Below are 21,847 nucleotides of genomic sequence, written 5' to 3'. Positions count from 1 at the left end.
TAACAATGAAATAACGAGAGCGCTGAAATCAACGCCCTTCAATTGCACTATCAATATGAATAAAGAATGGATCGACATGCTGCTGATCGCGCAATGCGGCCTGCTTGCGTGCCAGGCTGGGAGGATAACCAAAGGCATCGCGGAAATGGCGGGAAAAATGCGCGGTATCGGAGAAGCCACAGCGCTCGCCAATTTCTGTCACTGTTTTCGCGCTGTACAGCAGTAGCCACAAACCATAGCGCAGTCGCAAGTCACGCGCGAAGCGTTGCGGACTGACACCCAGTTCATCCTTGAATTTGCGCTCAATATTGCGTCGCGAGGTATTCAGGCGCTGAGCGAGTTGCTCAACCGAAATCACCTCGCCCATATGTTGGGAGATGACATCAACGGCACTGCGCACCATGCGATCTTTTATTTTTTCGAAGATCACCGGTTGCGGCTGCGGATGATGCGTGGTGCGCGCTTCATCAATCAGCATGATATGCAGACTTTTTATCGCCCATGCGCGGCCCAGATGGCGTTCAATCAGGTGCGCGGCAACATCCGCCGCCGCCACGCCACCGGCACAGGTAATCAGCTTGCCTTCATCGACAAAGATGCGATCGGCTACCGGGGTGATATCGGGAAAACGCCGCTGTAAATCACCATGGTGATACCAGCTGACACAACACTCTTTTCCCTTCATGACGCCAGCCTGAATCAATGCAAAGACACCGGTACATAAGCCGACCAATGGCGTGCCAAACTGCGCGGCAAGGCGAATATAATCCAGCGCGCGATGATCGGTTTTGTCCTTCTCATCCTGCACCCCGCCAATCACCACGATGTAGTCAAAATGTTCCGGGTTCTTGAGGGCTTCACAAGGCGAGATCACCGCGCCACAGCTTGAAGTCGCTTCACTGCCAGAGCTGGACATGAACGTCCAGCTACAGCGCAGCTGACGGCTGCGATCGCCTTCATCGGCGGCGAGACGCAGGCAATCCACAAAAGCCGCAAACGGTAGCAGCGTAAAGCGGTTCAGCAGGACGAAACCGACCGACAGCGGCGTTGCCTGTTCATTGGGTTTGTTACGGGAAGTCATGGCAAGATCCTCGTTCCATCATTGCGATGCCGCCGCAAATGCACCCGGCGTAATGCCAAAATGGGCGCGGAATTTCTTGATGAAGTGGCTCTGGTCGAAGAAGCCCACTTCACTGGCGGTGTGCGCGGCATCGAAGCCTTGTGACAGCAGTCGTTTTGCCCGCATCAGGCGAATCTGCGTGAGGTATTGATGTACCGATAAGCCAGTCAGCTTCTGGAAGGTGCGCATAAAATGGTATTCGCTTAGCCCGGCGACGGCGGCGATTTCACTGACCGCCAGCGGCTGATGGTAATCGCTGTGCAGAAAATCGATCGCCTGCCGAATATCGGCGCGTAACGCATGCCGCTCACCGCCTTTTAACGTGCGTTCGCCGTGTTGACGGATTAACGCGCTCAGCACCTGAAACAGCGCACACTCTTTTTCCACTGCGTCCGGACTTTCTTGCATCACGGCGGAAGCCTGCAACATCTGCTGCGCCAGCAACGGATCATACCGCATCCCTTCCGCACCAAAATTGAGTTCACCTTTGCCGCCGATTTGTGACTCCGCGATCTCATTAACCAGTGTGGCGGAAGGATAAAACGCGCAGTAATCCCAGCCTTCCTCACGCTGGACCGCTTCACCGGTGTGCACCTCCCCCGGCAGAATCACCATCACCGTGCCAGCGGCGGCAATGCCCTGTTGACGGCAAATGCGGGTACGTTGTGCCCCTCGGGCAAACGCCGCGATCACGAATTCGTCGTGGAAGTGTGGCGGATAACTGTGCTCGTAGCAGCGTGCACGCAGGATTTCCATACCGCCGTGCATACCACGATCACGCCACAATTTGATGTCATCACGTTTTTCCTGCATCACAAATCCTTCGCTGATGTACTCCGGGAGCAGGATTTTACTATAGCCTTGCGCATCGTGGCTTAAAATTGGTGCATCTGTTGAGAAGGTTTTGGAAAATTGTCATGTCGTTGAATAGTCACACCCTGCCGAAACACAGCGATCCACTGAGTTTTCGCGCGGGTTTTATCGCCTGTTTGCCTACCGTGCCCGGTTACCTGAGCATCGGTTTTGCTGCGGGTGCCATTGGCACGCTGGCCGGTTTCTCCGTATTGCAAACCGCGCTGCTGGCGACGCTGCTCTACACCGGTTCGGCGCAGTTCTTATTTTATTCGCTATGGGCAGCAGGCGCGGAAATGACCTCGGTGGTGCTGAGTGTGATGCTGGTTAATCTGCGCTATTTGCTGATGAGTTCAGCGATTAGCGTGTTCTTCCGTGGCCAAAGTGGCTGGCAGAAAGTCGTCAGCGGCCTGCTGCTCACCGATGAGACCTTCGGCGTCGCGGTACAGCACGGCAGCCAGCATGGCAAAATCGCTTTCGCCTGGATGTTTGGTCTTAACCTGCCCGCCTGGCTGAACTGGATTATTGCCTGTGTGATTGGCGCTTATGCCGCATCTGCCGTCCCTGAATCGCTGATGGCCGGATTGAGTTTTAGTCTGGTATCGATGTTTATCGGGCTGATTCTAATGACGTGGTTTGCCAGCCGGCGCAAATGGCTGGAGACGCTGGCGATTGTGGTTGCGGTGCTGGTGACCTATTTTTCTGCGGGACATCTCGATCTCAGCGTAGTGGTGATCATCGCCGCCTCGATGGCCGCCAGTCTGGCCACGCTGCTGTTACGCATGAAATACAAGGAGGGGAAATAACATGGAGCGTAATGTCCTGATGACCATTGTGGTTGCCGCGCTGGTCACCGCGGTGATGCGCGTTGGCCCGATTCTGTTGCTTTCCCGCTTCCGACTCGCCCCGCTGGCACAACAGTGGCTGAGCTTTATCCCGGCGGGCATTATGGCGGCCATTGTCACAGCCGAGTTGATTGAAAAGCCGGCGTTAACCGCTTCAGGTTTGAGTTTATCGTTACTGGCGGCGCTGATTGCGGCGATCACCGGCATCGTCACGCGCGGTTTGTTTGCCACCGTGCTGGCTGGCATGGTGGCGTATACTGCGCTGCGTTATGGGTTTGGTTTGTAACGTGAAGCATCGGGTGCGGAATGAATTCCGCACCGTGATGTCAACTCGCCTCTGCTGCAGGTGTCCGTTTTCCCTTCAACATATTTCTCAACGCTGGTTCGAGATATTTGGTGATAAACCAGGCCAAATAATAGAGCCCTCCGGCGACCACAATCGGCATGAGCAGCATGACTGTTTCACTTTTGATCTGCACATTCATTTTTATCAGTATGGCAATCATGAGGTTTTCATGTATCAGATAGTAGGCGTAACTGGCAAAACCTATCGCAGTGAAAAATCGAACGGATAACAAACGTTCCAGTTGTTTTGAATAAAAACTGGCAATAAAGAAAAGCATGACCAGCAGTAAGGGAATGACCGTTAGGGCACCCGCATTTTTAACGTAGTAGCTGAAGTTAATGAGCATCGCGACAACCACAACCGCATAATGAAAGCCTTTGTCACGGCCATGCATTCTTTCATATACCAGGCAGCCGATCATAAACCACGCGTAGTGAATAAAACCAAACTTAGCAATAACATCAATGAAAATGGGATGACCTAAAGATTTTAATACCGAGGAGGCGGACAGCAGTAACATCGGCACCAGCAAGCCCGGCAAGCAATATTTCCGTCCCAGGGTAAAATAGATGGCACCAATAATCAGATAGAATACCGCTTCAACGTACAGCGACCAAAATGAGCCCGCCATCGATTTAAATTCAATACCGGTTATTTGTGTCAACGTTTCAGGATTAGTGAAGATCAGCCCCGGTAGCAGATTCCTGACATAGGGTGTCATAGCTGACCATTCCGGGAAAAACCCACCAATAGCATAGAGTAACAAACTGGCAATCAGCATTGCCGGAAACAGTCGCAGCCAGCGTTTTTTCAGGAAGCTGATATAGCTATCAGACTTATCCAGCGTCATAAATATGACAAAGCCGGAAATCATGAAGAATAACTCTACGCCAAGCCAGCCGAATGAAAAAACTGGAATATGTTGTGTGAGGTTTACATAGGGCAAGAGTTCTGGCCAACGTGCATAGGCGTGGTAACCAATCACCATTAAGATGGCAAGACCGCGCATTCCGTCAAGATGCTTGATGCGTGCGTGCATAATTCCCTCAGGAAAGATGTCCGGATGTGTAAATTCAACTTAGCACTGACAATTATTTACTCACAATAAGACTTATTCTGATTAAAACTTTTCTTAATGCACGTTTTTTAATGCTTGAAGGCATCAAGCATTAATTTCCACTGGACTTACCAATCCAGGATGGAGCAAATTCTAATCCTTTTATTACCCGGCACTTAAGACCATCCGCCTTCTTAAAACACCTTTGTCTGGATATTGAACAAACCCGTTATAAGTAAAGCTTAAACGGGTTTGTTCATGATTCTTCAACAGTGGAGCTAATGAATTTAAAATGACATATTTAAAAAAGCACGATTTATTCCGGTGGCAACGCCTGTAAAATTCGCTGCGCGTCATTCGCCGTCAGCGAGTAGTCATAAAATTGTCGATAAAACGCCTGCGTAGCGCTCACTAAATCTAGCTGAGGAAACAACGCCGGATGCAACTGTTTTGCGGCCCATTGAATCTGTAACGCCACCTCGGTGCCATAACGATCCCACGGAAATACTCCTGCCGGATTCTGCCACACACGATGTTGCTGGACGGCTTTCACACTGGCAAACAACGTCTTAAAGTCGGAATCTGCCAGCGATCCGGCACCCGCACCGATGATAATGACATCAGGATTCCAGCGAATCACTTCTTCAGGGGAGATGGGCTTCATATTGCCGACAATGCCTGCAGCGACATTTCGACCACCGGCGAGATTAATCCAGGTATCAATCAGCGTATCGCGCCCATCGACTTTCAATGGATGCAGCGACTGGATGTGCAACACCCGTGGTCGTTGTGCCTCACTTAAACCCGCCGTTTTCCCGCTGATGTCAGCAATGTGCTGATCAAGGTAGCGGTTATAAGCTTCTGCTCGCTTCGCCGCCTCGGGCGTACCCACCACTTGCGCAGTCGTGATCAATGAACGCTTCATCGAAGCAAAATCATCGAAGTTCATTGCCAGTACCGGAATACCCGCAAGTCGATACGATTCCGCATCAGGATCATTCGCTGGCACAAAGATAGCGTCAACATGGCGCACCACCAGTGCTTCACTGGCAAAGGTTTTCCCCTTCGCCTGCAGTGCCTGATTGAGGGATGGCTGAACCTTAAACATCCACGGACGATCGGCAGGATGATTTACCGTCGCCACGATGCGATCCCCCGCGCCCAACGTCATCAACAACGAGTGATGCGCAAACCAGGCGTCAGCAATATGCATCGCCGGTTTGCTGATTTCGACATGATTACCAGTGTCATCGATCACCGTTTGGGCTGAGGCCAGTGTACTCACCATCAACATCGGTAATAGCCGACGCCACATTTTGCTCATCATTCACTCCCTTAGAAGTTAAGTTGCATGGAGACTTGCACCATACGCGGCGCACCGAGAGAAGCGCTGGCATAGCCTGCACCGCTATACCCGTTTAACCCACCGGGCACGATATTGGTCCAGTAATGGCGGTTGGTCAGGTTAGTGACATCAAGTCGGAAGGTGGTGGCGGTATCAAACAGCCGGGTCTTATAAGCTGCACCGGCATCCAGCGTGGTATAGCTCCCTACCCAACCGTCATTTTGATTGTCGGTAGTGCGACGCCCAACATAGTGAATGCCGCCGTGAATATCGGTACCGCTGAACATCGGTAAATCGTAAGCGGCAAACAGGCTGGCGGTATAGCGAGGCAAGCCAACAATCTGTTTGTCATCGGTTTGTGTGCTGGCGGTGTCCAGCAGACGCGGATCTAACCAGGTCATGCCGCCGAACAGATGCAGACGATCGGTGAGGTCACCATCCGCCATCAGTTCCAGCCCACGGTTACGCTGTTCGCCATCGATAGCGTAGTCGCCGCTGGCGTTGGTGTAAGCGAACGGGCGTTTAATCTGGAACAGCGCGGCAGTCAGCAGCAGTTTATTGACCGCCAGCTTGCTGCCCACTTCCACCTGACGGCTGCGATAAGGCGCCAAAATCGCACCGGCATTGTTGGCCGTGGCCGGTGCGGTGTCCCCTTGTTGCAGGCTATCAGCGTAAGTGACATACAGCGTCAGGGGATCAACCGGTTTATACGTCAGGCTGGCGGAACCGCTGAATCCGCTATTAGCAGAGTCACTGCTGCGACTGCCCGTTTTGCTGTAGTTGGACGAACTCAGCAGGCTCTCACTGCCCGCCAGTAACAGGCTCCATTGCGGGGAAAACTGCAGATTATCGCTGAGCAGAAATGCATGCTCGCTGGCAGTGGCGGAATGATAGCGGTCGGTAAAATCAGGGTAGTCCGGTTCAGCGAAAGCCTGGGGATTATCCAGTGAAGCGCTGCCCAGGGTCGAGGAAGCACCGTTGCGGGGGTTGTAATTCTTCCAGACAAAACCGCGCAGCCCGGTTGAAATTTGATGATGAATCCAGCCGGTATCCAATTCCCCATTCACATTCGCCATGTAGCTGTTAATCGTAAAGCGGCTGGCGGTGGCAGATGAGGTGGTGGTGGTGTATTCGCCGTGGCTGTCGGTGAAGGTGTTGGTTACCGCCGTGGATTCACGATCGGCAATCTGACGTAAAACGCCAATTTCACCCTGCCAGTTTCCGTCGAAGTCATGTTTGAGATGCAGGCCAGCAGTCAGCGTGTGATTGTCATCACCCGCATAAGATTGCCCCAGGTGCGCCGTTTTCGGATCGGGCGCAGAGGGGAATGACAACCCCTTGCCAAGCGCAAATTTGCCCGGCAGGCCTTTGTCGTAGAAATGGTAATAGCTGAAGTTGGTTTCCAGCACCGTTTGATCGGTCAGATTCGCATCGAGCGCCAGGCTGAACAGCTGACGGCGAACTTTGCTGCCTTTCACATAGCCATCGCCTTCATCATCGAGGAAATTAAGGCGATAACGCAGACGATCGTTGCTATCCAGCGGCCCACTAAAATCACCGGCCAGCTGATGGCTTAATCCGGTACCCGCACCCACAGTAATGGAGTGCTGCGGTGTGTCACTGGCGCGTTTGCTCACGAAATTGAACAGACCTGCCGGATTGGCCGGACCATACAAGGATCCGGCGAGACCATTCAGCACCTCAATGTGATCAAACTGTTCAGCGGCGTAGTCGGTGGTCGATACCACATTCAGCCCATCGATCATGCTGTTCTGCACCACACTGCCCTGCATACCCCGGGTTTGCGGGCGTGCCCCATCCCCCTGCACCGATGGCATGTAACGATAAAGATCGCTGACGCTTTTCAACTGCTGGCGCGTCATCAACTCAGGTGACAGGGTTTGCACCGACCACGGCGTATTGCGCACTTCCTGTTTGCCGAGATTGCCCAGCGTGGCTTTTTTATCGGTTTCTGCAGGAGGTTGATTCGGCGAGGCAGTCACTGCAATGGTCGGTTGCTCGGATGTGGCATACAGCGGAACGGCGGACAACAACATGGCACCGGTGAAACCTGTTTTCACCAGGGTGATACGCTTGATAAACATGACATTTCCAGGATGACTGACGAAAGGGGGTGAGCGCGTTAAGCTAGCGCTATATTTTCGATTATATATCGATAAGATTCGTCAACCTATTGTTTATCAGCGTTATATTACTGATCCGTCACTGTTTTTTATCAGGCGAAAGGTCCTGGGCCGACGGATTCTCGCATCATCACTTCACCCGCGAAGCGCTGGCGATTGCGCATTTCGCCCCCGTCGAGCATCGATATCAGCCTTGCAAGCGTTTCCTGAATCATCTCCGTCACCGGCATTTTCACGCTAGAGAGCGACGGAACGGTGAAGGGGGCCAGCGGAATATCATCAAATCCCAGCACGGAGACCTGAGCCGGAACCGCAATGTTGTGCGATGCCAATGCTCTTAACGCCCCTACCGCCATATCATCATTACTGGCCACCAGTGCGCTAAACGGACGGCCCTGGTTTAACAAGGTTTCTACCGCCGCTACGCCGTTTTGCGCCTGCCACCTCCCTTCAATAATCAACGCTTGCTGAACCGGAATCTGGTGTTTTGCCAGCGCCGATTGGTAGCCCGCCAGGCGCTCACGGCCGGTGGGCGAATCGAGCGACCCGGTAATAAAGGCAATGTCACGATGCCCTAGTTTGATTAACGCTTCAACGGCGTCGGCGCTGGTGCGTTGTTGATCGGCGTAAATACAGTAGCTGTCGTGTTGCCGCAGACGACGGTTGATCACCAGAATCGGATGCGAGTGCTGATCGATGATAGCGTCCATTTCTTCAATGGTGAGAAAGCGTGGATAGATGATGATGCCGTCACAGCGCAAATCGAGCAAAAATTGAATCGCAGCACGCTCCTCTTCCGCACTTTGTTTGCCATCCACCAATAGCAGTTGTCGCCCCTGCTGCTCCATCAGTCGGGCGGAATGCTGCATAAGTTCCGTAAAGTAGCTGCCGGAATAGAGGGTGTTGGTGATCACCAGACCAATGGTCTGGCTCGACTTGGTTGCCAGATTTCGCGCCAGTAAATTGGGGCGAAAACCGGTTTCCGCGATGGCCTTAAACACCAATTCCCGCTTCTCTTCGCTGACATAACCGTTGCCGGACAGCACACGTGACACCGTGGCTTTAGATACGCCTGCGACCTTCGCCACCTCAACTATGGTTGCCATTTTTCACTCTGATTTACGCCTGTATCGCTGAAGTGTACCTAAGTCGCGAATTATGCGGAGAATTTTTTCACCGTAATGTTTGCCCGCTCCTCACTTCGTTATCGATCACTATCACAATTTTAAACATCAAATTTTAAACTTCTTGCCTGCCTTTGATTTCATATTCATGATTTTGTGAAACCGGTTTCTCATGACTCGCAATAGATATGCGGGCAAACGTACCCCTACTCAAAAAAATCAGAGACCTACAATCCATGGCTAAAAATTATGCTGACGTTTCACGCGCCATCGTGGCTTCGCTCGGCGGCTTAAGCAATATAGAAGCCGTCACGCACTGCATGACGCGCCTGCGTTTCGTGCTACGCGACACTACCCTGATCGATAACGCCACGCTAAAAGCGATTCCGGGCGTGATGGGCGTGGTGCATACCGATACGCAATGCCAGGTGATCATTGGCAATAACGTTAATCTCGCGTACCAGGAAGTGCTTAAACTCGGCACACCGAATAGCGACAACAGCGCCCCGATAAAACGCAAAATCACCCTTCGTAGCATTGGCGCGGGCATTCTTGACGCGCTGGTGGGCACCATGTCGCCGCTGATCCCGGCGATCATCGGTGGATCGATGGTAAAACTGCTGGCAATGGTGCTGGAGATGAGCGGTGTGCTGGCGAAAGGTTCGTCTACGCTGGTGATCCTGAATGTCATCGGTGACGGTGCCTTTTTCTTCCTGCCGGTAATGGTGGCGGCCTCGGCGGCACTGAAATTTAAAACCAATATGTCATTGGCGATTGCGATTGCTGGCGTACTGGTGCATCCCAACTTTATTGATTTGATGGCCAAAGCGGCACAAGGCCAGGCCGTGGAGTTCGCCTATATCCCGGTGACGGCGGTGAAATACACCTACACCGTCATCCCGGCGCTGGTGATGACCTGGATCCTGTCGCACATCGAATACTGGGTGGATCGCTTTACCCCTGCGGTCACCAAAAACTTCCTCAAACCGATGCTGATTGTGCTGATTGCCGCACCGATTGCCATTGTTTTGATTGGTCCACTCGGCATCTGGATTGGTAGCGGTATTTCAGCGCTGGTTTATACCATTCATGGCTATCTCGGCTGGTTATCCGTAGCGATTATGGGCGCGTTATGGCCGCTGCTGGTGATGACGGGCATGCACCGCGTCTTCACCCCGACCATCATTCAGACCATCGCGGAAACGGGCAAAGAAGGCATGGTGATGCCCTCTGAAATCGGCGCCAATCTGTCACTCGGCGGGTCATCGCTGGCCGTAGCCTTCAAAACCAAGAATCCGGAATTGCGTCAGACCGCGTTTGCCGCAGCGGCTTCAGCGATCGTGGCTGGGATCTCGGAACCCGCTCTGTATGGTGTTGCGGTGCGACTCAAACGACCACTGATCGCCAGCCTGATCAGCGGATTTATCTGTGGCGCGGTAGCCGGCATCGGCGGGCTCGCCAGCCACTCCATGGCCTCACCCGGCTTGTTTACCAGCGTACAGTTTTTTGATCCGGCCAACCCGATGAGCATTGTGTGGGTGGGTGGCGTGATGGTGTTGTCGGTGGTGCTTTCATTTGTTCTGACCCTGATTCTTGGCTTTGAAGATATTCCGGTGAGTGAAACAGCGCAGCCTAAACCGGTTGTGGATCCTGCTAAAGCCGTCAATGTGAATTGATTAACTGAGGTTTTTTATGTCTGAAGTGACATTTCCAGAGGGATTTTTATGGGGCGGCGCGTTAGCCGCTAATCAGTCGGAGGGGAGCTATCTTGCGGGCGGTAAAGGCTTAACCACGGTGGATATGATCCCGCATGGCGAACACCGTATGCCGGTCAAACTCGGGCTGGAACCGCGCTTCACCTTGCGTGATGATGAATACTATCCGAGCCACGATGCCATCGATTTTTATCGTCGTTACAAAGATGACATCGCGTTGATGGCGGAAATGGGCTTCACGGTGTTTCGTACGTCCATCGCCTGGAGCCGCATCTACCCGAAAGGCGATGAGTTAACGCCAAATCCTGAAGGTATCGCTTTCTATCGCAGCCTGTTCGAAGAGTGCCAAAAATATGGCATCACGCCGCTGGTGACGTTATGCCATTTTGACGTACCGATGCATTTGGTTACCGAGTACGGTTCATGGCGCAACCGCAAGATGATTGAATTCTTCGCCCGCTATGCCCGCACCTGCTTTGACGCTTTCAACGGGCTGGTGAAATATTGGCTGACGTTTAACGAAATCAACATTCTGCTGCACAGCCCGTTCTCTGGCGCTGGCCTGGTCTTCGGACCAGAGGATAATCGAGAGCAGGTTAAATACCAGGCGGCGCATCATGAACTGGTCGCCAGTGCGCTGGTGACGAAAATTGCACACGAGATTGACCCCGAAAATCAGGTCGGCTGCATGCTGGCGGGCGGCAATTTCTATCCGTGGTCATGTAACCCTGAAGATGTCTGGACGGCGATGGAAAAAGATCGCGAGAACCTGTTCTTTATCGATGTGCAGGCGCGCGGTGCCTATCCTTCCTACGCAGCACGCGTGTTCCGCGAGAAAGGCATTGAGATTGAGTGGCAGGACGGTGATGCAGCACTCCTGCGTCATACCGTGGATTTTGTCTCCTTCAGCTACTACGCGTCTCGCTGTGCCTCAGCCGATATGAACGAGAAAAACAGCAGTGCGGCAAACGTGGTGAAATCGCTGACCAACCCGCACATTCCCCGGAGCGCATGGGGCTGGGGCATCGATCCCTTAGGGCTGCGCATCACCATGAACATGATGTACGACCGCTATCAAAAGCCGCTATTTTTGGTGGAAAACGGCCTGGGGGCGCGCGATGAAATCGATGCCAACGGCGAGATTCATGACGATTACCGTATCAGCTACCTGAAGCAGCACATTCAGGCAATGGGCGAAGCGATAGCCGATGGCATCCCGGTGATAGGTTACACCACCTGGGGATGCATTGATCTGGTCGCAGCCTCAACGGGCGAGATGAGTAAACGCTACGGCTTTGTTTACGTCGATCGTGATGATCAAGGCAAGGGCTCACTGGCGCGCACCCGCAAAAAATCTTTCTGGTGGTATAAAAAAGTGATTGCCAGCAATGGCCGCGATTTAAGTGAATAATCTTTGCGATTCACTGCCGGGCGATGTGAGTTCGCCCGGCATGTTTATATAACTACAGCATTAAATTCTCTATTAATGATTGGATCTGATTATCCTGCCAGAGTAAATAGTCCGCGTTTTACGCTATTGAACACCTGTACTCTTTTATAAATGCCGATGGTACTATTTGCGGGTTGAATCCAGCGGAATAGCGTCATGTTACGTTTTGAACCTCGTCTTCACCCTCGTAAAGTTTTATTTCTGCTTTTGGCTCAGCTTAAAGCCGCGCTGATCTGCATCGGTTCGCTGGCACTGTTGATATTGCCGCTATCCCTGCCTGCCGCTGCGGCGCAAAACCCCGCGACGAAAGATGACAAAGCCAACCGTATTGTCAGCGGCATCATTAGCTTCACCCGCTGGCCAGCGTTGCACGACGCCCCACAGTTGTGTGTGTTCAATTCTGCGCGCCACGTCAATTTTCCTGCCAGTGCCACCGCGACATCGCTGCCCTTTAGCGTGGTCTATCTCAACAGTGAAACCGAGTTAGCCAGCAATCGCTGTGATGCCCTCTATTTCGGCGATCAGTCGCCGCAGCAACAGACCGAATTGCTCAGCCTGGAGAAAGGCCACGCCGTTCTCTCTCTGGCTGAAAATAATACCGATTGCGCCATTGGAGCCGCTTTCTGTCTTATTTTTAATGCCGATCATCCGATGTTTGCCGTAAACCTTGATTCACTGGCTCGCAGTGGCGTTCGCGTGAGTCCGGATGTGTTATTGCTGTCGCGCAAAGGAAGCCAATAAGATGAAATTTGAAAAAATCAAAAATGAAAAATCATCTATCCGCATCAGGCTGCGCAAGATCAGCATCATCAACTCCGCCGTTATCTTGTTGCTGTGCTGGTTGCTGCTGACCTCCACTTCGTTACTTTTCATCAAGCGTTATGAGAAGCGCAACCTGGAGTTGATTGCCGCAACGCTGAGCAACAGCCTGACCGCTGCTACCGTCTTTGAAGACAGTTATGACGCCCACAAAAAAATTGCCATGTTGGGCAATGAAGGCATGTTTGCTACGGCGAAACTGGTAACGGACGACCAAACGGTGCTGGTTAACTGGCAAGATCAACAGCAGCAGGATGGCTGGTATGAGAACTTCTTACGCGAATGGATCTACGCGCGCCCGCTGAGCGTCAATATTAATCATGCGGAAAATGTCGTCGGGACGTTGACGCTGGCGGGTACGGTCAAAGGGGCGACGGATTTTATCCGTTACTCAGTGATGATTTTATCCAGCGGTATGCTGTGTGTGCTGATCGTCGCCTTTATGCTGAGCGCATTCTTGCATCGGGGCATTTTGCAGACGCTACGCAATATCACCAGCTCGATTCATTACGTCATCAGCTCGGGTGATTTTTCGCTGCGTATTCCCGAAAGCCCGACCAAAGAGTTTCAGCTGTTTTCGGACGATCTCAACTCGTTGCTCGCAGAGATGCAATCATTACAGGCTTCGTTACTGCGTGATAACCGGTCGTTAGCGGCGAAAGCGTTGGAAGATCCGCTCACCGGACTGGCCAACCGCGCCGCCTTTGTCACGCAGTTAACCCGATTGCTTGATGGCCAATTCGCTCATGAGCGCTTTGTGTTGCTGTTCCTGGATGGCGATCGATTCAAGAGCATCAATGATAACTGGGGACATGCGGCGGGCGATGAGGTGCTGAAAGCCATCGGTTCCCGCCTGCTTGCACTGGCCTATAAACAGGATATGGTCGCGCGCCTCGGCGGTGATGAGTTTGCGATGTTAATAACCAGCCGCGCGACTGAGAAACAGCTGCTGCAGCTGACAGAGGAGATCAGGGAAGCCATTGCGCAGAAGATTATGATCGCGGAAGGCACACCGATCACCACCTCGGTCACTATTGGTTACGCCTGGTCGCAGCATGGCGATACGGTGCAATCAATTCTGGAACGTGCAGATATGCATATGTACAAAAACAAAGGGATAAGTAAGGTACGGGTATGAAAATCAAACTCTTTCTGCTGCTGTGTATTCTGGTTTGCGCGGGATGTCAGTCAAAAGGTCGTTTCACCGCCGCACAGATTGCAGCGATGCAAAGCGCGGGCTTTACTGAAAACATGGAAGGCTGGGGATTAGGTTTATCGGACAAAATCCTGTTTGGGGTAAATGAGTCTGAACTCACCGCGACCAGTAAAGCCAACATCGCCAATATGGCGAAAAACCTCTCAGCGACGGGCATTCAGCATGTCCGCATTGACGGTCATACGGATAATTACGGCAAGGCGGATTATAACCAGCAGTTGTCACTGAAACGTGCTGATGCTGTGGCAACACAATGGGCGTTGGGTGCGGATGTACCGCGAACCAACATCACCACCCGAGGTCTGGGCATGAGCGCCCCCATTGCCAGCAATAACAGTGCACAAGGCCGCGCGCAGAATCGCCGTGTGGCGATTGTGATTACCTCGCCTTAATCTCACCCTGGTCGAGCGCATAACGGTATAAGCGCTCGACCGCCAGATTTTTCATTTTCACTTCGCACATAATGTCGAAGTCAGTAAATGATAACGCCCAGTCGTTTAAATCCTGATTAAAGTAGTAGTCAGAATGTGCACGCAGTTTGGTTTTTGCCACCGTTAAATCGCGCTGATCCGGGAAGCCATGTTCTGGGATTAAACCTTCCTGAGCAATCGAATAGTGTAATACCGGACGCACATCGCGCCACGATTCGATAATTAACGCAATACGCGCATCATCCGCTTGAATAAATTGATTCTCTTTTACCCAGTGATGGTGAATATCCAGCACCACCGGACAGAGATCGCGCGCCTGTAATACATCATCCAGCGAACAAGATATTTCGTCATTTTCGACCGTCAGCATATTGCGTGCTTCAGGAGAGAGACGCTGAAACGCCGCGCGAAACCCCTCGATGCCTTTTTTGCCGTTCATATGGATATTGATTTTGAAATCCTGAAACTGGCGACCATACCCCATTAACACGGCACACAGCGCATGGTACTCCACATCCTCAATTGCCCGATCCACTACCCCTTCATTATCCGAAGCGAGTACGGAATATTGTCCAGGATGGAATGAGAGACGAATGTTATGAGCGCGGGCAAATTCGCCACAGCGGCCCAGCAGCGGCTGTAAGTCGAGCATCAGTTCGCTGTAGATGGCGGTGGCCTCTGGTACGGTATACAGCGGCAACAGGTCGCTGCCAATCCGCATCATGCGCATCGCATCCGGCAGTTTCGCCAGTTGTTGCAGCGTGAGGAATTGGTTTTCGAGGTTGTTGGTTGCCAACTGCGCCAGTAAACGCGCTTGTTCTTCGCGATCAAGACTCAGGAAACGCGTACGCGTGGTGATTTTAAACGGAAACGGCTGCTTAGCCTGTGCATCGAAGTACTTACACGCAAAACCCAATTTCATTTCAGTCTCCCTTAGAGCAGGCTGAAAGTGTAGCTTGCTCCAGGGAAAGTGCACGGACAGCGGCAGGGCTGCCGCTGTCCGTAGGCTTACACGCTTGGGAAAGTGATATTGCTGCCCGGTGCTTCGCGATGCAAATGGATAAAGTTCAGGTGGCGTTCGTACTGATCGAGAATATCGATAATCACCTGCTCCTTGTTGTAGTCCATCAAATCGTTGCCCTGGCTACCTTCCAGCAGGAATGTCTCCAGACGATAATAGGTCGATTTACCGCTGCGCGCCCGATAGGTAAAGCCTGGAACCGAATACTGCTGCGGCCAGATCTGATACACGAAGTCCTGCTCTTCACCCAGCAGCACGCGCAAATCCAGATAACCTAACGGATGGCCCTCTTCCGGCTCCACGCGGTCCAGTGAAACCCGACCGCCGCGCAACTCCAGTTCTTTCGCCACATCCTGCATCGCCGGGAACAAGACGTTCTCCATCATTTGCTGGGTGTAGCGTGTGCCTGGATAGTTCATCAGACGCGACAGACGTTTCTTCCAGCTCAGGCGATCGTTGCTGGCCGGAATGTACGGTGCCGTTTCACGACTGGCGCTGGCGCGGCGATGGTCTTCCACTTTGAGAGACTTATACAAACCGGCCATCACAAAGAAGATCACAAAGCTGAACGGCAGTCCCATGATCACCGTGGCATTCTGCAGCGCAGAGATACCGTTGGTCATCAGCATACCCATGGTCAGAACACCGATTGCCACTGACCAGAAGATACGCAGCCAGTTCGGTGCATCACTGTTGATGTCTTTCAGCTTCGAAGTGAAGTTACCCAACACCAGTGAACCGGAATCCGCTGAGGTGACGTAGAACAGCATGCCGGTAATGGTGGCGACCGAAGCACTGAATTTGAACGCCGGATACTGCGCCAGCAGGCTGTAGAAGCCACGTTCTGCATGCGCCATCACTTCCTGAGCAAAGCCGGCATCACCGTGGATAATTTCATACAGCGCGGCGTTACCAAAGACCGACAGCCACAACAGCGTGAAGGTGAACGGAATAATCAGCGTACCGAGCACGAACTCACGGATAGTGCGACCACGTGAAATACGCGCCAGGAACAAGCCAACAAACGGGGACCAGGCGACCCACCATGCCCAGAAGAACAACGTCCAGCTGTTCATCCACTCTCTTGGCTGATCAAACGCAAAGGTGTTCAGCGTCATGCCCATAAAGCGGTTGATGTAATCACCGACATTGAGCACCAGTGCATTCAGCAGGAAGTCGGTTTTGCCCATGAACAGCACAAACAGAATCAGCCCTAATGCCAGCGCAACGTTGAGTTCCGACAGAATACGGATGCCTTTATCCACGCCGGAGGTCACGGAAATGGTGGCGATAATCACCGACAGCACAATCAACGCCGCCTGCGCGGTAAAGCCTTCCGGAATATCGAACAACACGTTCAGGCCATAATTGAGCTGAACCACGCCGATCCCTAAGGTGGTGGCGATGCCGAAGATGGTCCCCACTACCGCTGCAATATCCACGGTATGGCCAATCGGCCCGTTAATACGTTTGCCAAAGATTGGATACAGCGCAGAACGGATGGTGAGCGGCAAATTGTAGCGGTAGCTAAAGTACCCCAGCGCGATCCCCATCAGCGCGTACATAGACCAACCAGTAACGCCGTAGTGGAACAGCGTCCAGACCATCGCCTGGCGTGCGGCTTCCATGGTTTGTCCGGCGCCTTCAGGCGGTTGCATGTACTGCGTGACCGGTTCGGCCACTGAGAAGAACATCAGATCGATACCGATACCGGCCGCAAACAGCATCGCTGACCAGCTTAATAAGCTGAATTCTGGTTTGGATTGCTCTGGCCCGAGCTTGATGGCGCCGTAACGTGAACAGGCCATGTAGATAACGAACACGATATACAGCGTCGCGGCCAGCATGTAGTACCAGCCAAACGTAGCGGTAACCCAGTTAACCGCAGTCTGAATCAAGCTGGCAGCCAGCTCGCTGTAAAAAATAGTGACAAGTGAAAATGTCAGAATCAGTCCGGCTGAGGTGTAGAACACCACAGGATTGATTCTGTCTTTTTCACTGGCAGGTGGATTAATCATCGATGACCTCTGGTTAATTTCCTGTAATGACTCAATGGATTAGCGTGACCTGTCTGCCAGGCCTTGTTGTTATCAGTACCCCTGTTGTCCCTCCCTGTAGTGCTTTCTTCTGACGATGAGCCGCATAGCCCGGTTCACCGCTGTGCTTTTGTAACAATCGAAGCACAGTATCCTAACAAAATTCTTTTTTATATTGAACGTGCAATCAAAAAAAGTTTAAATAGTCCTCTGACATTGTGGTGGAGCTGGAGTCATGCCAAAGGTGGGAATGCAGCCGATTCGTCGTCGGCAGCTGATTGATGCAACCCTCGATACGATTAACGAGGTAGGAATTAATGACGCAACTATTGCGCAGATTGCCCGCCGTGCGGGGGTTTCGACCGGCATCATCAGCCACTACTTCAAGGACAAGAACGGTTTGCTGGAAGCCACCATGCGCGATATCACTCGTCAGTTACGTGATGCCGTGGCTGCCCGCCTGAAACCGTTGGCGGGCGCGAAGACCGAAGCACGCTTGCTGGCGATTGTCGAAGGTAACTTCGATGACACACAGGTGCACAGCGCGGCGATGAAAGCCTGGCTGGATTTCTGGGCCAGCAGCATGCATCAGCCGCAGTTGGGTCGTCTGGAACGGGTCAGTAGCCGACGCCTGTTTTCAACCCTCGCCGCCGAGTTTCACCGTGAATTGCCGCGTGAACAGGCGCGACTGGCGGCTCACGGATTGGCATCGCTAATCGATGGCCTTTGGCTGCGAGCTGCGCTAAGCGGTCTGCCCTTCAATATCGATGTCGCGAAAACGCTCACCACCCAATTTATCCGTCAGCAACTTGCTGGCGCACTGAATCACTGAGGAAGGAGAAATCATGTCCCGATTCACCGAACAGCAGCTGTATATCGATGGTCAGTTCATTGCGGCGAGCGCAGGTAATACATTCCAGACCATCAACCCGGCCAATGGCGAAGTACTGGCCGAAGTACATGAGGCGGAACAGGCCGATGTTGATCGTGCTGTCGCTGCCGCGCAAAAAGGCCAGAAAGTCTGGGCCGCGATGACCGCCATGGAGCGCTCACGCATTCTGCGCCGTGCCGTCGATATTCTTCGTGAGCGCAACGACGAGTTGGCCGCGCTGGAAACCCTCGACACCGGTAAGCCGCTGAGCGAAACCCAATATGTTGACATCGTGACCGGTGCTGACGTGCTGGAATATTACGCCGGTCTGATCCCGACGCTGGAAGGCCAACAGATCCCACTGCGCGACACGGCGTTTGTTTATACCCGTCGTGAACCGCTCGGCGTGGTCGCTGGTATTGGTGCGTGGAACTACCCGATTCAGATCGCCTTATGGAAATCTGCCCCTGCGCTGGCAGCGGGTAACGCGATGATCTTTAAGCCAAGCGAAGTCACCCCGCTTACCGCATTAAAACTGGCAGAAATTTACACCGAAGCCGGCGTGCCTGCCGGGGTGTTCAACGTGTTAAACGGTCGCGGCGCGGTCACTGGCCAACTGCTTACCGATCATCCTGGCATCGATAAAGTCTCTTTCACCGGTGGCGTTGCCAGCGGCAAAAAAGTGATGGCAAATGCCGCAGGCTCCACCCTAAAAGAAGTCACCATGGAACTGGGTGGCAAATCGCCGCTGATTATCTTTGATGACGCCGATCTCGATCTGGCCGCCGACATCGCCATGATGGCCAACTTCTACAGCTCTGGTCAGGTTTGCACCAACGGTACGCGCGTGTTTATCCCGGCAAAATTCCAGGCCACGTTTGAAGCGAAAATCGCTGAGCGTGTTGCACGCATCAAAGCGGGTGACCTCAACGATCCCGACACCAATTTCGGCCCGCTGGTGAGCTTCCCGCATCGTGACAACGTTATGCGTTATATCGAATCCGGTATCAGCGAAGGCGCACGCCTGCTGTGCGGCGGCAAACGCCTGAGCGGTACCGGGTTTGATAACGGTGCCTGGGTTGAACCGACCGTATTCACCGATTGCCGCGATGAGATGACCATTGTGCGTGAAGAGATCTTCGGGCCGGTGATGTCGATTCTGACTTACGAAAGCGAAGAAGAAGTGGTACGTCGCGCCAATGCCACCGATTTCGGTCTGGCTGCGGGCGTGGTGACGCAAGACCTGAACCGCGCACACCGCGTGATTCACCAGATCGAAGCGGGTATCTGCTGGATCAACACCTGGGGCGAATCTGCCGCCGAAATGCCGGTGGGCGGCTACAAGCACTCCGGTATTGGCCGTGAAAATGGCCTGATGACCTTGCAAAACTACACCCAGGTGAAGTCGGTGCAGGTCGAGTTATCCCGTTTTCAGTCCGTATTTTAATTGAGCTTTAACCTGAGGAGCGACTAATGGAATTTGATTACATCATTATCGGAGCCGGATCCGCAGGGAACGTTTTGGCAACAAGACTGACCGAAGACAGCAGCGTGAATGTGCTGCTTTTAGAAGCGGGTGGCCCTGACTACCGCTTCGATTTCCGCACGCAGATGCCAGCCGCGCTGGCTTATCCGCTACAGGGAAAACGCTACAACTGGGCGTATGAAACCGAGCCAGAACCGCATATGAATAACCGCCGCATGGAGTGCGGACGCGGTAAAGGTCTGGGCGGATCATCGCTGATCAATGGTATGTGTTATATCCGCGGCAACGCGATGGATCTCGATAACTGGGCGCAGCAGCCTGGGCTGGAAAGCTGGAGCTACCTGAACTGCCTGCCCTACTATCGCAAGTCAGAAACCCGCGATATCGGCGCCAATGATTATCACGGCGGCGAAGGCCCGGTCAGCATCACCACCTGTAAACCCGATAACAATCCGCTGTTTGCTGCGATGATCGAAGCCGGTGTTGAAGCCGGCTATCCACGCACGGAAGATTTGAACGGCTATCAGCAGGAAGGCTTCGGACCGATGGATCGCTTCGTCACGCCAAAAGGTCGTCGTTCCAGCACCGCGCGTGGCTATCTCGACACGGCCAAAGTGCGTCCGAACCTGAAAATCGTCACCCATGCCACCACCGATCGCATCCTGTTTGAAGGCAAGCGCGCGGTGGGCGTGGAATATTTGCAGGGATCGGGCAACACGCCACATCAGGTGCATGCGCGACGTGAAGTGTTGCTGTGCGCCGGTGCCATCGCCTCGCCGCAGATTCTGCAACGTTCTGGCGTGGGCGCTGCTGCGCTGCTGAACAAATTCGACATTCCGGTGGTACATGATCTGCCGGGCGTCGGCGAAAACCTGCAGGATCACCTCGAAATGTACCTGCAGTACGAGTGCAAAGAGCCGGTTTCCCTCTATCCGTCGTTGAAATGGTGGAACCAGCCGAAGATCGGTGCAGAGTGGCTGTTTAACGGCACTGGCATCGGTGCCAGCAACCATTTTGAAGGCGGTGGCTTTATCCGCAGCCGCGAAGAGTTTACCTGGCCGAATATTCAGTATCACTTCCTGCCAGTAGCGATTAACTACAACGGCTCTAACGCCGTTGAAGCGCACGGTTTCCAGTGTCACGTAGGTTCAATGCGTTCACCGAGCCGTGGGCATGTGCAGATTAAATCGCGCGATCCGCGTCGTGATCCGGCTATTTTGTTCAACTACATGGCGCATGAACAGGACTGGCAGGAATTTCGTGATGCGATTCGTATTACGCGCCAGATCATCAATCAGCCCGCGCTGGATAAGTATCGCGGCAAAGAAATCAGTCCAGGCCTCGATTGCCAGACTGATGAACAGTTGGATGAGTTTGTGCGTAACCATGCGGAAACCGCCTATCACCCCTGCGGCACCTGCAAAATGGGCAGCGATAGCATGGCGGTGGTTGATGGCGAAGGTCGTGTGCATGGATTGCGGGCGTTGCGCGTGGTAGATGCGTCAATTATGCCGCTGATCATCACTGGCAACCTGAACGCCACCACCATCATGATCGGTGAAAAGATCGCGGATAACATTCGTGGTCGTCAACCGTTGCCGCGCAGCGAAGCAGATTACTTCGTCGCTGGCGATCTGCCGGTGCGTGGTGAACCGAAACGAGCCTAAGCGCCTCTCTCAGGGTGACGATCGCGTCACCCTGCTCTTTTCTTGCTAGCTTTGCAGATAGGCCATAATCAGCCGCTGTAATTCGACCTTGATCTCATCTGAGCCCAGTTGATCACGTCTGGCGGCATCATGCACCCCCTTTTACAACTTAAAGCAGGGAGGTTCGTCATATTCTGCAGTGACTGACGCTCCCTTCTTTCCTGTAGACTGATGACGCACAATTGCCGGCATTTAGCGTATTGATGCAGCTTTAAAGTATGTTGTAACTAGTAACGTGTTCGTTTTACGCCTTGTGGTAAAAC

General features: G+C 53.0%; 18 protein-coding genes. 10 read left to right on the top strand and 8 right to left on the bottom strand.

The genetic code is table 11. The features are described from left to right. Positions 1-28: 28 nt before the first annotated feature. Both FD744_RS05255 and FD744_RS05250 read right to left on the bottom strand, forming a co-directional pair. Entirely contained in the window at positions 29-1,081 is a 1,053-nt protein-coding gene (locus FD744_RS05255; protein WP_034824021.1) for a GlxA family transcriptional regulator, read from the bottom strand. 18 nt (positions 1,082-1,099) lie between these two features. Beyond that, positions 1,100-1,933 carry an AraC family transcriptional regulator gene (locus tag FD744_RS05250; protein WP_034824023.1) on the bottom strand — a complete coding sequence of 278 codons (834 nt, stop codon included), beginning with the start codon at positions 1,931-1,933 and terminating at the stop codon, positions 1,100-1,102. A 104-nt stretch (positions 1,934-2,037) separates the two neighbouring features. On the opposite strand from FD744_RS05250, the gene FD744_RS05245 reads away from it, so the two are divergent. Both FD744_RS05245 and FD744_RS05240 read left to right on the top strand, forming a co-directional pair. Beyond that, positions 2,038-2,778 (top strand): AzlC family ABC transporter permease, encoded by a 741-nt coding sequence (locus FD744_RS05245; RefSeq protein ID WP_097119136.1) that lies wholly within the window; start codon positions 2,038-2,040, stop codon positions 2,776-2,778. 1 nt (position 2,779) lies between these two features. After that, positions 2,780-3,103 (top strand): AzlD domain-containing protein, encoded by a 324-nt coding sequence (locus FD744_RS05240; protein ID WP_160867563.1) that lies wholly within the window; start codon positions 2,780-2,782, stop codon positions 3,101-3,103. Positions 3,104-3,143: 40 nt separating this feature from the next. On the opposite strand, the gene FD744_RS05235 is transcribed toward FD744_RS05240, so the two are convergent. From FD744_RS05235 to FD744_RS05220, 4 genes are all read right to left on the bottom strand, one after another. Further along, positions 3,144-4,202, bottom strand: coding sequence for an acyltransferase (locus tag FD744_RS05235; RefSeq protein WP_160867562.1), 1,059 nt, complete (start codon positions 4,200-4,202; stop codon positions 3,144-3,146). 334 nt (positions 4,203-4,536) lie between these two features. Continuing rightward, complete coding sequence (locus FD744_RS05230) at positions 4,537-5,544, bottom strand: ABC transporter substrate-binding protein (protein ID WP_160867561.1); 1,008 nt, start codon at positions 5,542-5,544, stop codon at positions 4,537-4,539. A gap of 11 nt (positions 5,545-5,555) precedes the next feature. Further along, complete coding sequence (locus tag FD744_RS05225; RefSeq protein ID WP_237449340.1) at positions 5,556-7,670, bottom strand: TonB-dependent siderophore receptor; 2,115 nt, start codon at positions 7,668-7,670, stop codon at positions 5,556-5,558. Positions 7,671-7,801: 131 nt separating this feature from the next. Further along, on the bottom strand, positions 7,802-8,815 hold the full coding sequence (locus FD744_RS05220; RefSeq protein WP_160867560.1) for a LacI family DNA-binding transcriptional regulator: 1,014 nt from the start codon (positions 8,813-8,815) through the stop codon (positions 7,802-7,804). Positions 8,816-9,069: 254 nt separating this feature from the next. On the opposite strand from FD744_RS05220, the gene ascF reads away from it, so the two are divergent. The 5 genes from ascF (at position 9,070) to FD744_RS05195 (ending at position 14,425) form a co-directional block, all read left to right on the top strand. Further along, on the top strand, positions 9,070-10,509 hold the full coding sequence (ascF, locus tag FD744_RS05215; RefSeq protein ID WP_160867559.1) for a PTS cellobiose/arbutin/salicin transporter subunit IIBC: 1,440 nt from the start codon (positions 9,070-9,072) through the stop codon (positions 10,507-10,509). 16 nt (positions 10,510-10,525) lie between these two features. Further along, positions 10,526-11,959 carry a 6-phospho-beta-glucosidase gene (locus FD744_RS05210; RefSeq protein WP_160867558.1) on the top strand — a complete coding sequence of 478 codons (1,434 nt, stop codon included), beginning with the start codon at positions 10,526-10,528 and terminating at the stop codon, positions 11,957-11,959. A gap of 195 nt (positions 11,960-12,154) precedes the next feature. Further along, positions 12,155-12,739 (top strand): YfiR family protein, encoded by a 585-nt coding sequence (locus FD744_RS05205; protein WP_160867557.1) that lies wholly within the window; start codon positions 12,155-12,157, stop codon positions 12,737-12,739. Between the two features lies 1 nt (position 12,740). Then, a complete protein-coding gene (locus FD744_RS05200) occupies positions 12,741-13,955 on the top strand; it encodes a diguanylate cyclase domain-containing protein (protein ID WP_058961349.1) in 1,215 nt (404 codons plus the stop codon). Continuing rightward, the gene (locus FD744_RS05195) at positions 13,952-14,425 is read left to right on the top strand and encodes an OmpA family protein (RefSeq protein WP_034824042.1); all 474 of its coding nucleotides are present in this window, start codon (positions 13,952-13,954) and stop codon (positions 14,423-14,425) included. Before FD744_RS05200 ends, FD744_RS05195 begins: the two co-directional genes overlap by 4 nt. Here FD744_RS05195 and uvsE read toward each other — a convergent pair. Further along, the gene (gene uvsE / locus FD744_RS05190) at positions 14,412-15,386 is read right to left on the bottom strand and encodes a UV DNA damage repair endonuclease UvsE (protein ID WP_160867556.1); all 975 of its coding nucleotides are present in this window, start codon (positions 15,384-15,386) and stop codon (positions 14,412-14,414) included. The two genes, FD744_RS05195 and uvsE, sit on opposite strands and share 14 nt — an antisense overlap. A gap of 86 nt (positions 15,387-15,472) precedes the next feature. After that, positions 15,473-17,503, bottom strand: coding sequence for a choline transporter (locus FD744_RS05185; protein WP_045815600.1), 2,031 nt, complete (start codon positions 17,501-17,503; stop codon positions 15,473-15,475). A gap of 253 nt (positions 17,504-17,756) precedes the next feature. Between FD744_RS05185 and betI the strand changes: the two genes are divergently transcribed. From betI to betA, 3 genes are read left to right on the top strand one after another with little or no spacing between them, the layout of a single operon-like run. Next, entirely contained in the window at positions 17,757-18,353 is a 597-nt protein-coding gene (gene betI, locus FD744_RS05180) for a transcriptional regulator BetI (protein ID WP_034824050.1), read from the top strand. Positions 18,354-18,366: 13 nt separating this feature from the next. After that, positions 18,367-19,839, top strand: coding sequence for a betaine-aldehyde dehydrogenase (betB, locus tag FD744_RS05175; RefSeq protein WP_160867555.1), 1,473 nt, complete (start codon positions 18,367-18,369; stop codon positions 19,837-19,839). 26 nt (positions 19,840-19,865) lie between these two features. Next, positions 19,866-21,545: a choline dehydrogenase gene (gene betA, locus FD744_RS05170; RefSeq protein ID WP_160867554.1), complete on the top strand. Its 1,680-nt coding sequence runs from the start codon at positions 19,866-19,868 to the stop codon at positions 21,543-21,545. The last annotated feature ends 302 nt before the right edge of the window (positions 21,546-21,847 follow it).

Origin of the sequence: Pantoea sp. Taur (genome assembly GCF_009830025.1) — a bacterium.
GTDB lineage: Bacteria > Pseudomonadota > Gammaproteobacteria > Enterobacterales > Enterobacteriaceae > Pantoea > Pantoea communis.
The sequence above is the reverse complement of the archived record's forward strand: the minus strand, read 5'-3'. Positions and strand labels throughout refer to the sequence as shown.

Bases quoted from the DNA above. Each gene is read 5' to 3' on its own strand.
- FD744_RS05240 (WP_160867563.1), top strand. From the start codon at position 2,780: ATGGAGCGTAATGTCCTGATGACCATTGTGGTTGCCGCGCTGGTCACC.
- FD744_RS05200 (WP_058961349.1), top strand. From the start codon at position 12,741: ATGAAATTTGAAAAAATCAAAAATGAAAAATCATCTATCCGCATCAGG.
- FD744_RS05220 (WP_160867560.1), bottom strand. From the start codon at position 8,815: ATGGCAACCATAGTTGAGGTGGCGAAGGTCGCAGGCGTATCTAAAGCC.
- FD744_RS05205 (WP_160867557.1), top strand. From the start codon at position 12,155: ATGTTACGTTTTGAACCTCGTCTTCACCCTCGTAAAGTTTTATTTCTG.
- FD744_RS05230 (WP_160867561.1), bottom strand. From the start codon at position 5,544: ATGAGCAAAATGTGGCGTCGGCTATTACCGATGTTGATGGTGAGTACA.
- FD744_RS05210 (WP_160867558.1), top strand. From the start codon at position 10,526: ATGTCTGAAGTGACATTTCCAGAGGGATTTTTATGGGGCGGCGCGTTA.
- FD744_RS05235 (WP_160867562.1), bottom strand. From the start codon at position 4,202: ATGCACGCACGCATCAAGCATCTTGACGGAATGCGCGGTCTTGCCATC.
- FD744_RS05195 (WP_034824042.1), top strand. From the start codon at position 13,952: ATGAAAATCAAACTCTTTCTGCTGCTGTGTATTCTGGTTTGCGCGGGA.
- ascF (WP_160867559.1), top strand. From the start codon at position 9,070: ATGGCTAAAAATTATGCTGACGTTTCACGCGCCATCGTGGCTTCGCTC.
- betB (WP_160867555.1), top strand. From the start codon at position 18,367: ATGTCCCGATTCACCGAACAGCAGCTGTATATCGATGGTCAGTTCATT.
- FD744_RS05255 (WP_034824021.1), bottom strand. From the start codon at position 1,081: ATGACTTCCCGTAACAAACCCAATGAACAGGCAACGCCGCTGTCGGTC.
- uvsE (WP_160867556.1), bottom strand. From the start codon at position 15,386: ATGAAATTGGGTTTTGCGTGTAAGTACTTCGATGCACAGGCTAAGCAG.
- FD744_RS05250 (WP_034824023.1), bottom strand. From the start codon at position 1,933: ATGCAGGAAAAACGTGATGACATCAAATTGTGGCGTGATCGTGGTATG.
- FD744_RS05185 (WP_045815600.1), bottom strand. From the start codon at position 17,503: ATGATTAATCCACCTGCCAGTGAAAAAGACAGAATCAATCCTGTGGTG.
- FD744_RS05225 (WP_237449340.1), bottom strand. From the start codon at position 7,670: ATGTTTATCAAGCGTATCACCCTGGTGAAAACAGGTTTCACCGGTGCC.
- betI (WP_034824050.1), top strand. From the start codon at position 17,757: ATGCCAAAGGTGGGAATGCAGCCGATTCGTCGTCGGCAGCTGATTGAT.
- betA (WP_160867554.1), top strand. From the start codon at position 19,866: ATGGAATTTGATTACATCATTATCGGAGCCGGATCCGCAGGGAACGTT.
- FD744_RS05245 (WP_097119136.1), top strand. From the start codon at position 2,038: ATGTCGTTGAATAGTCACACCCTGCCGAAACACAGCGATCCACTGAGT.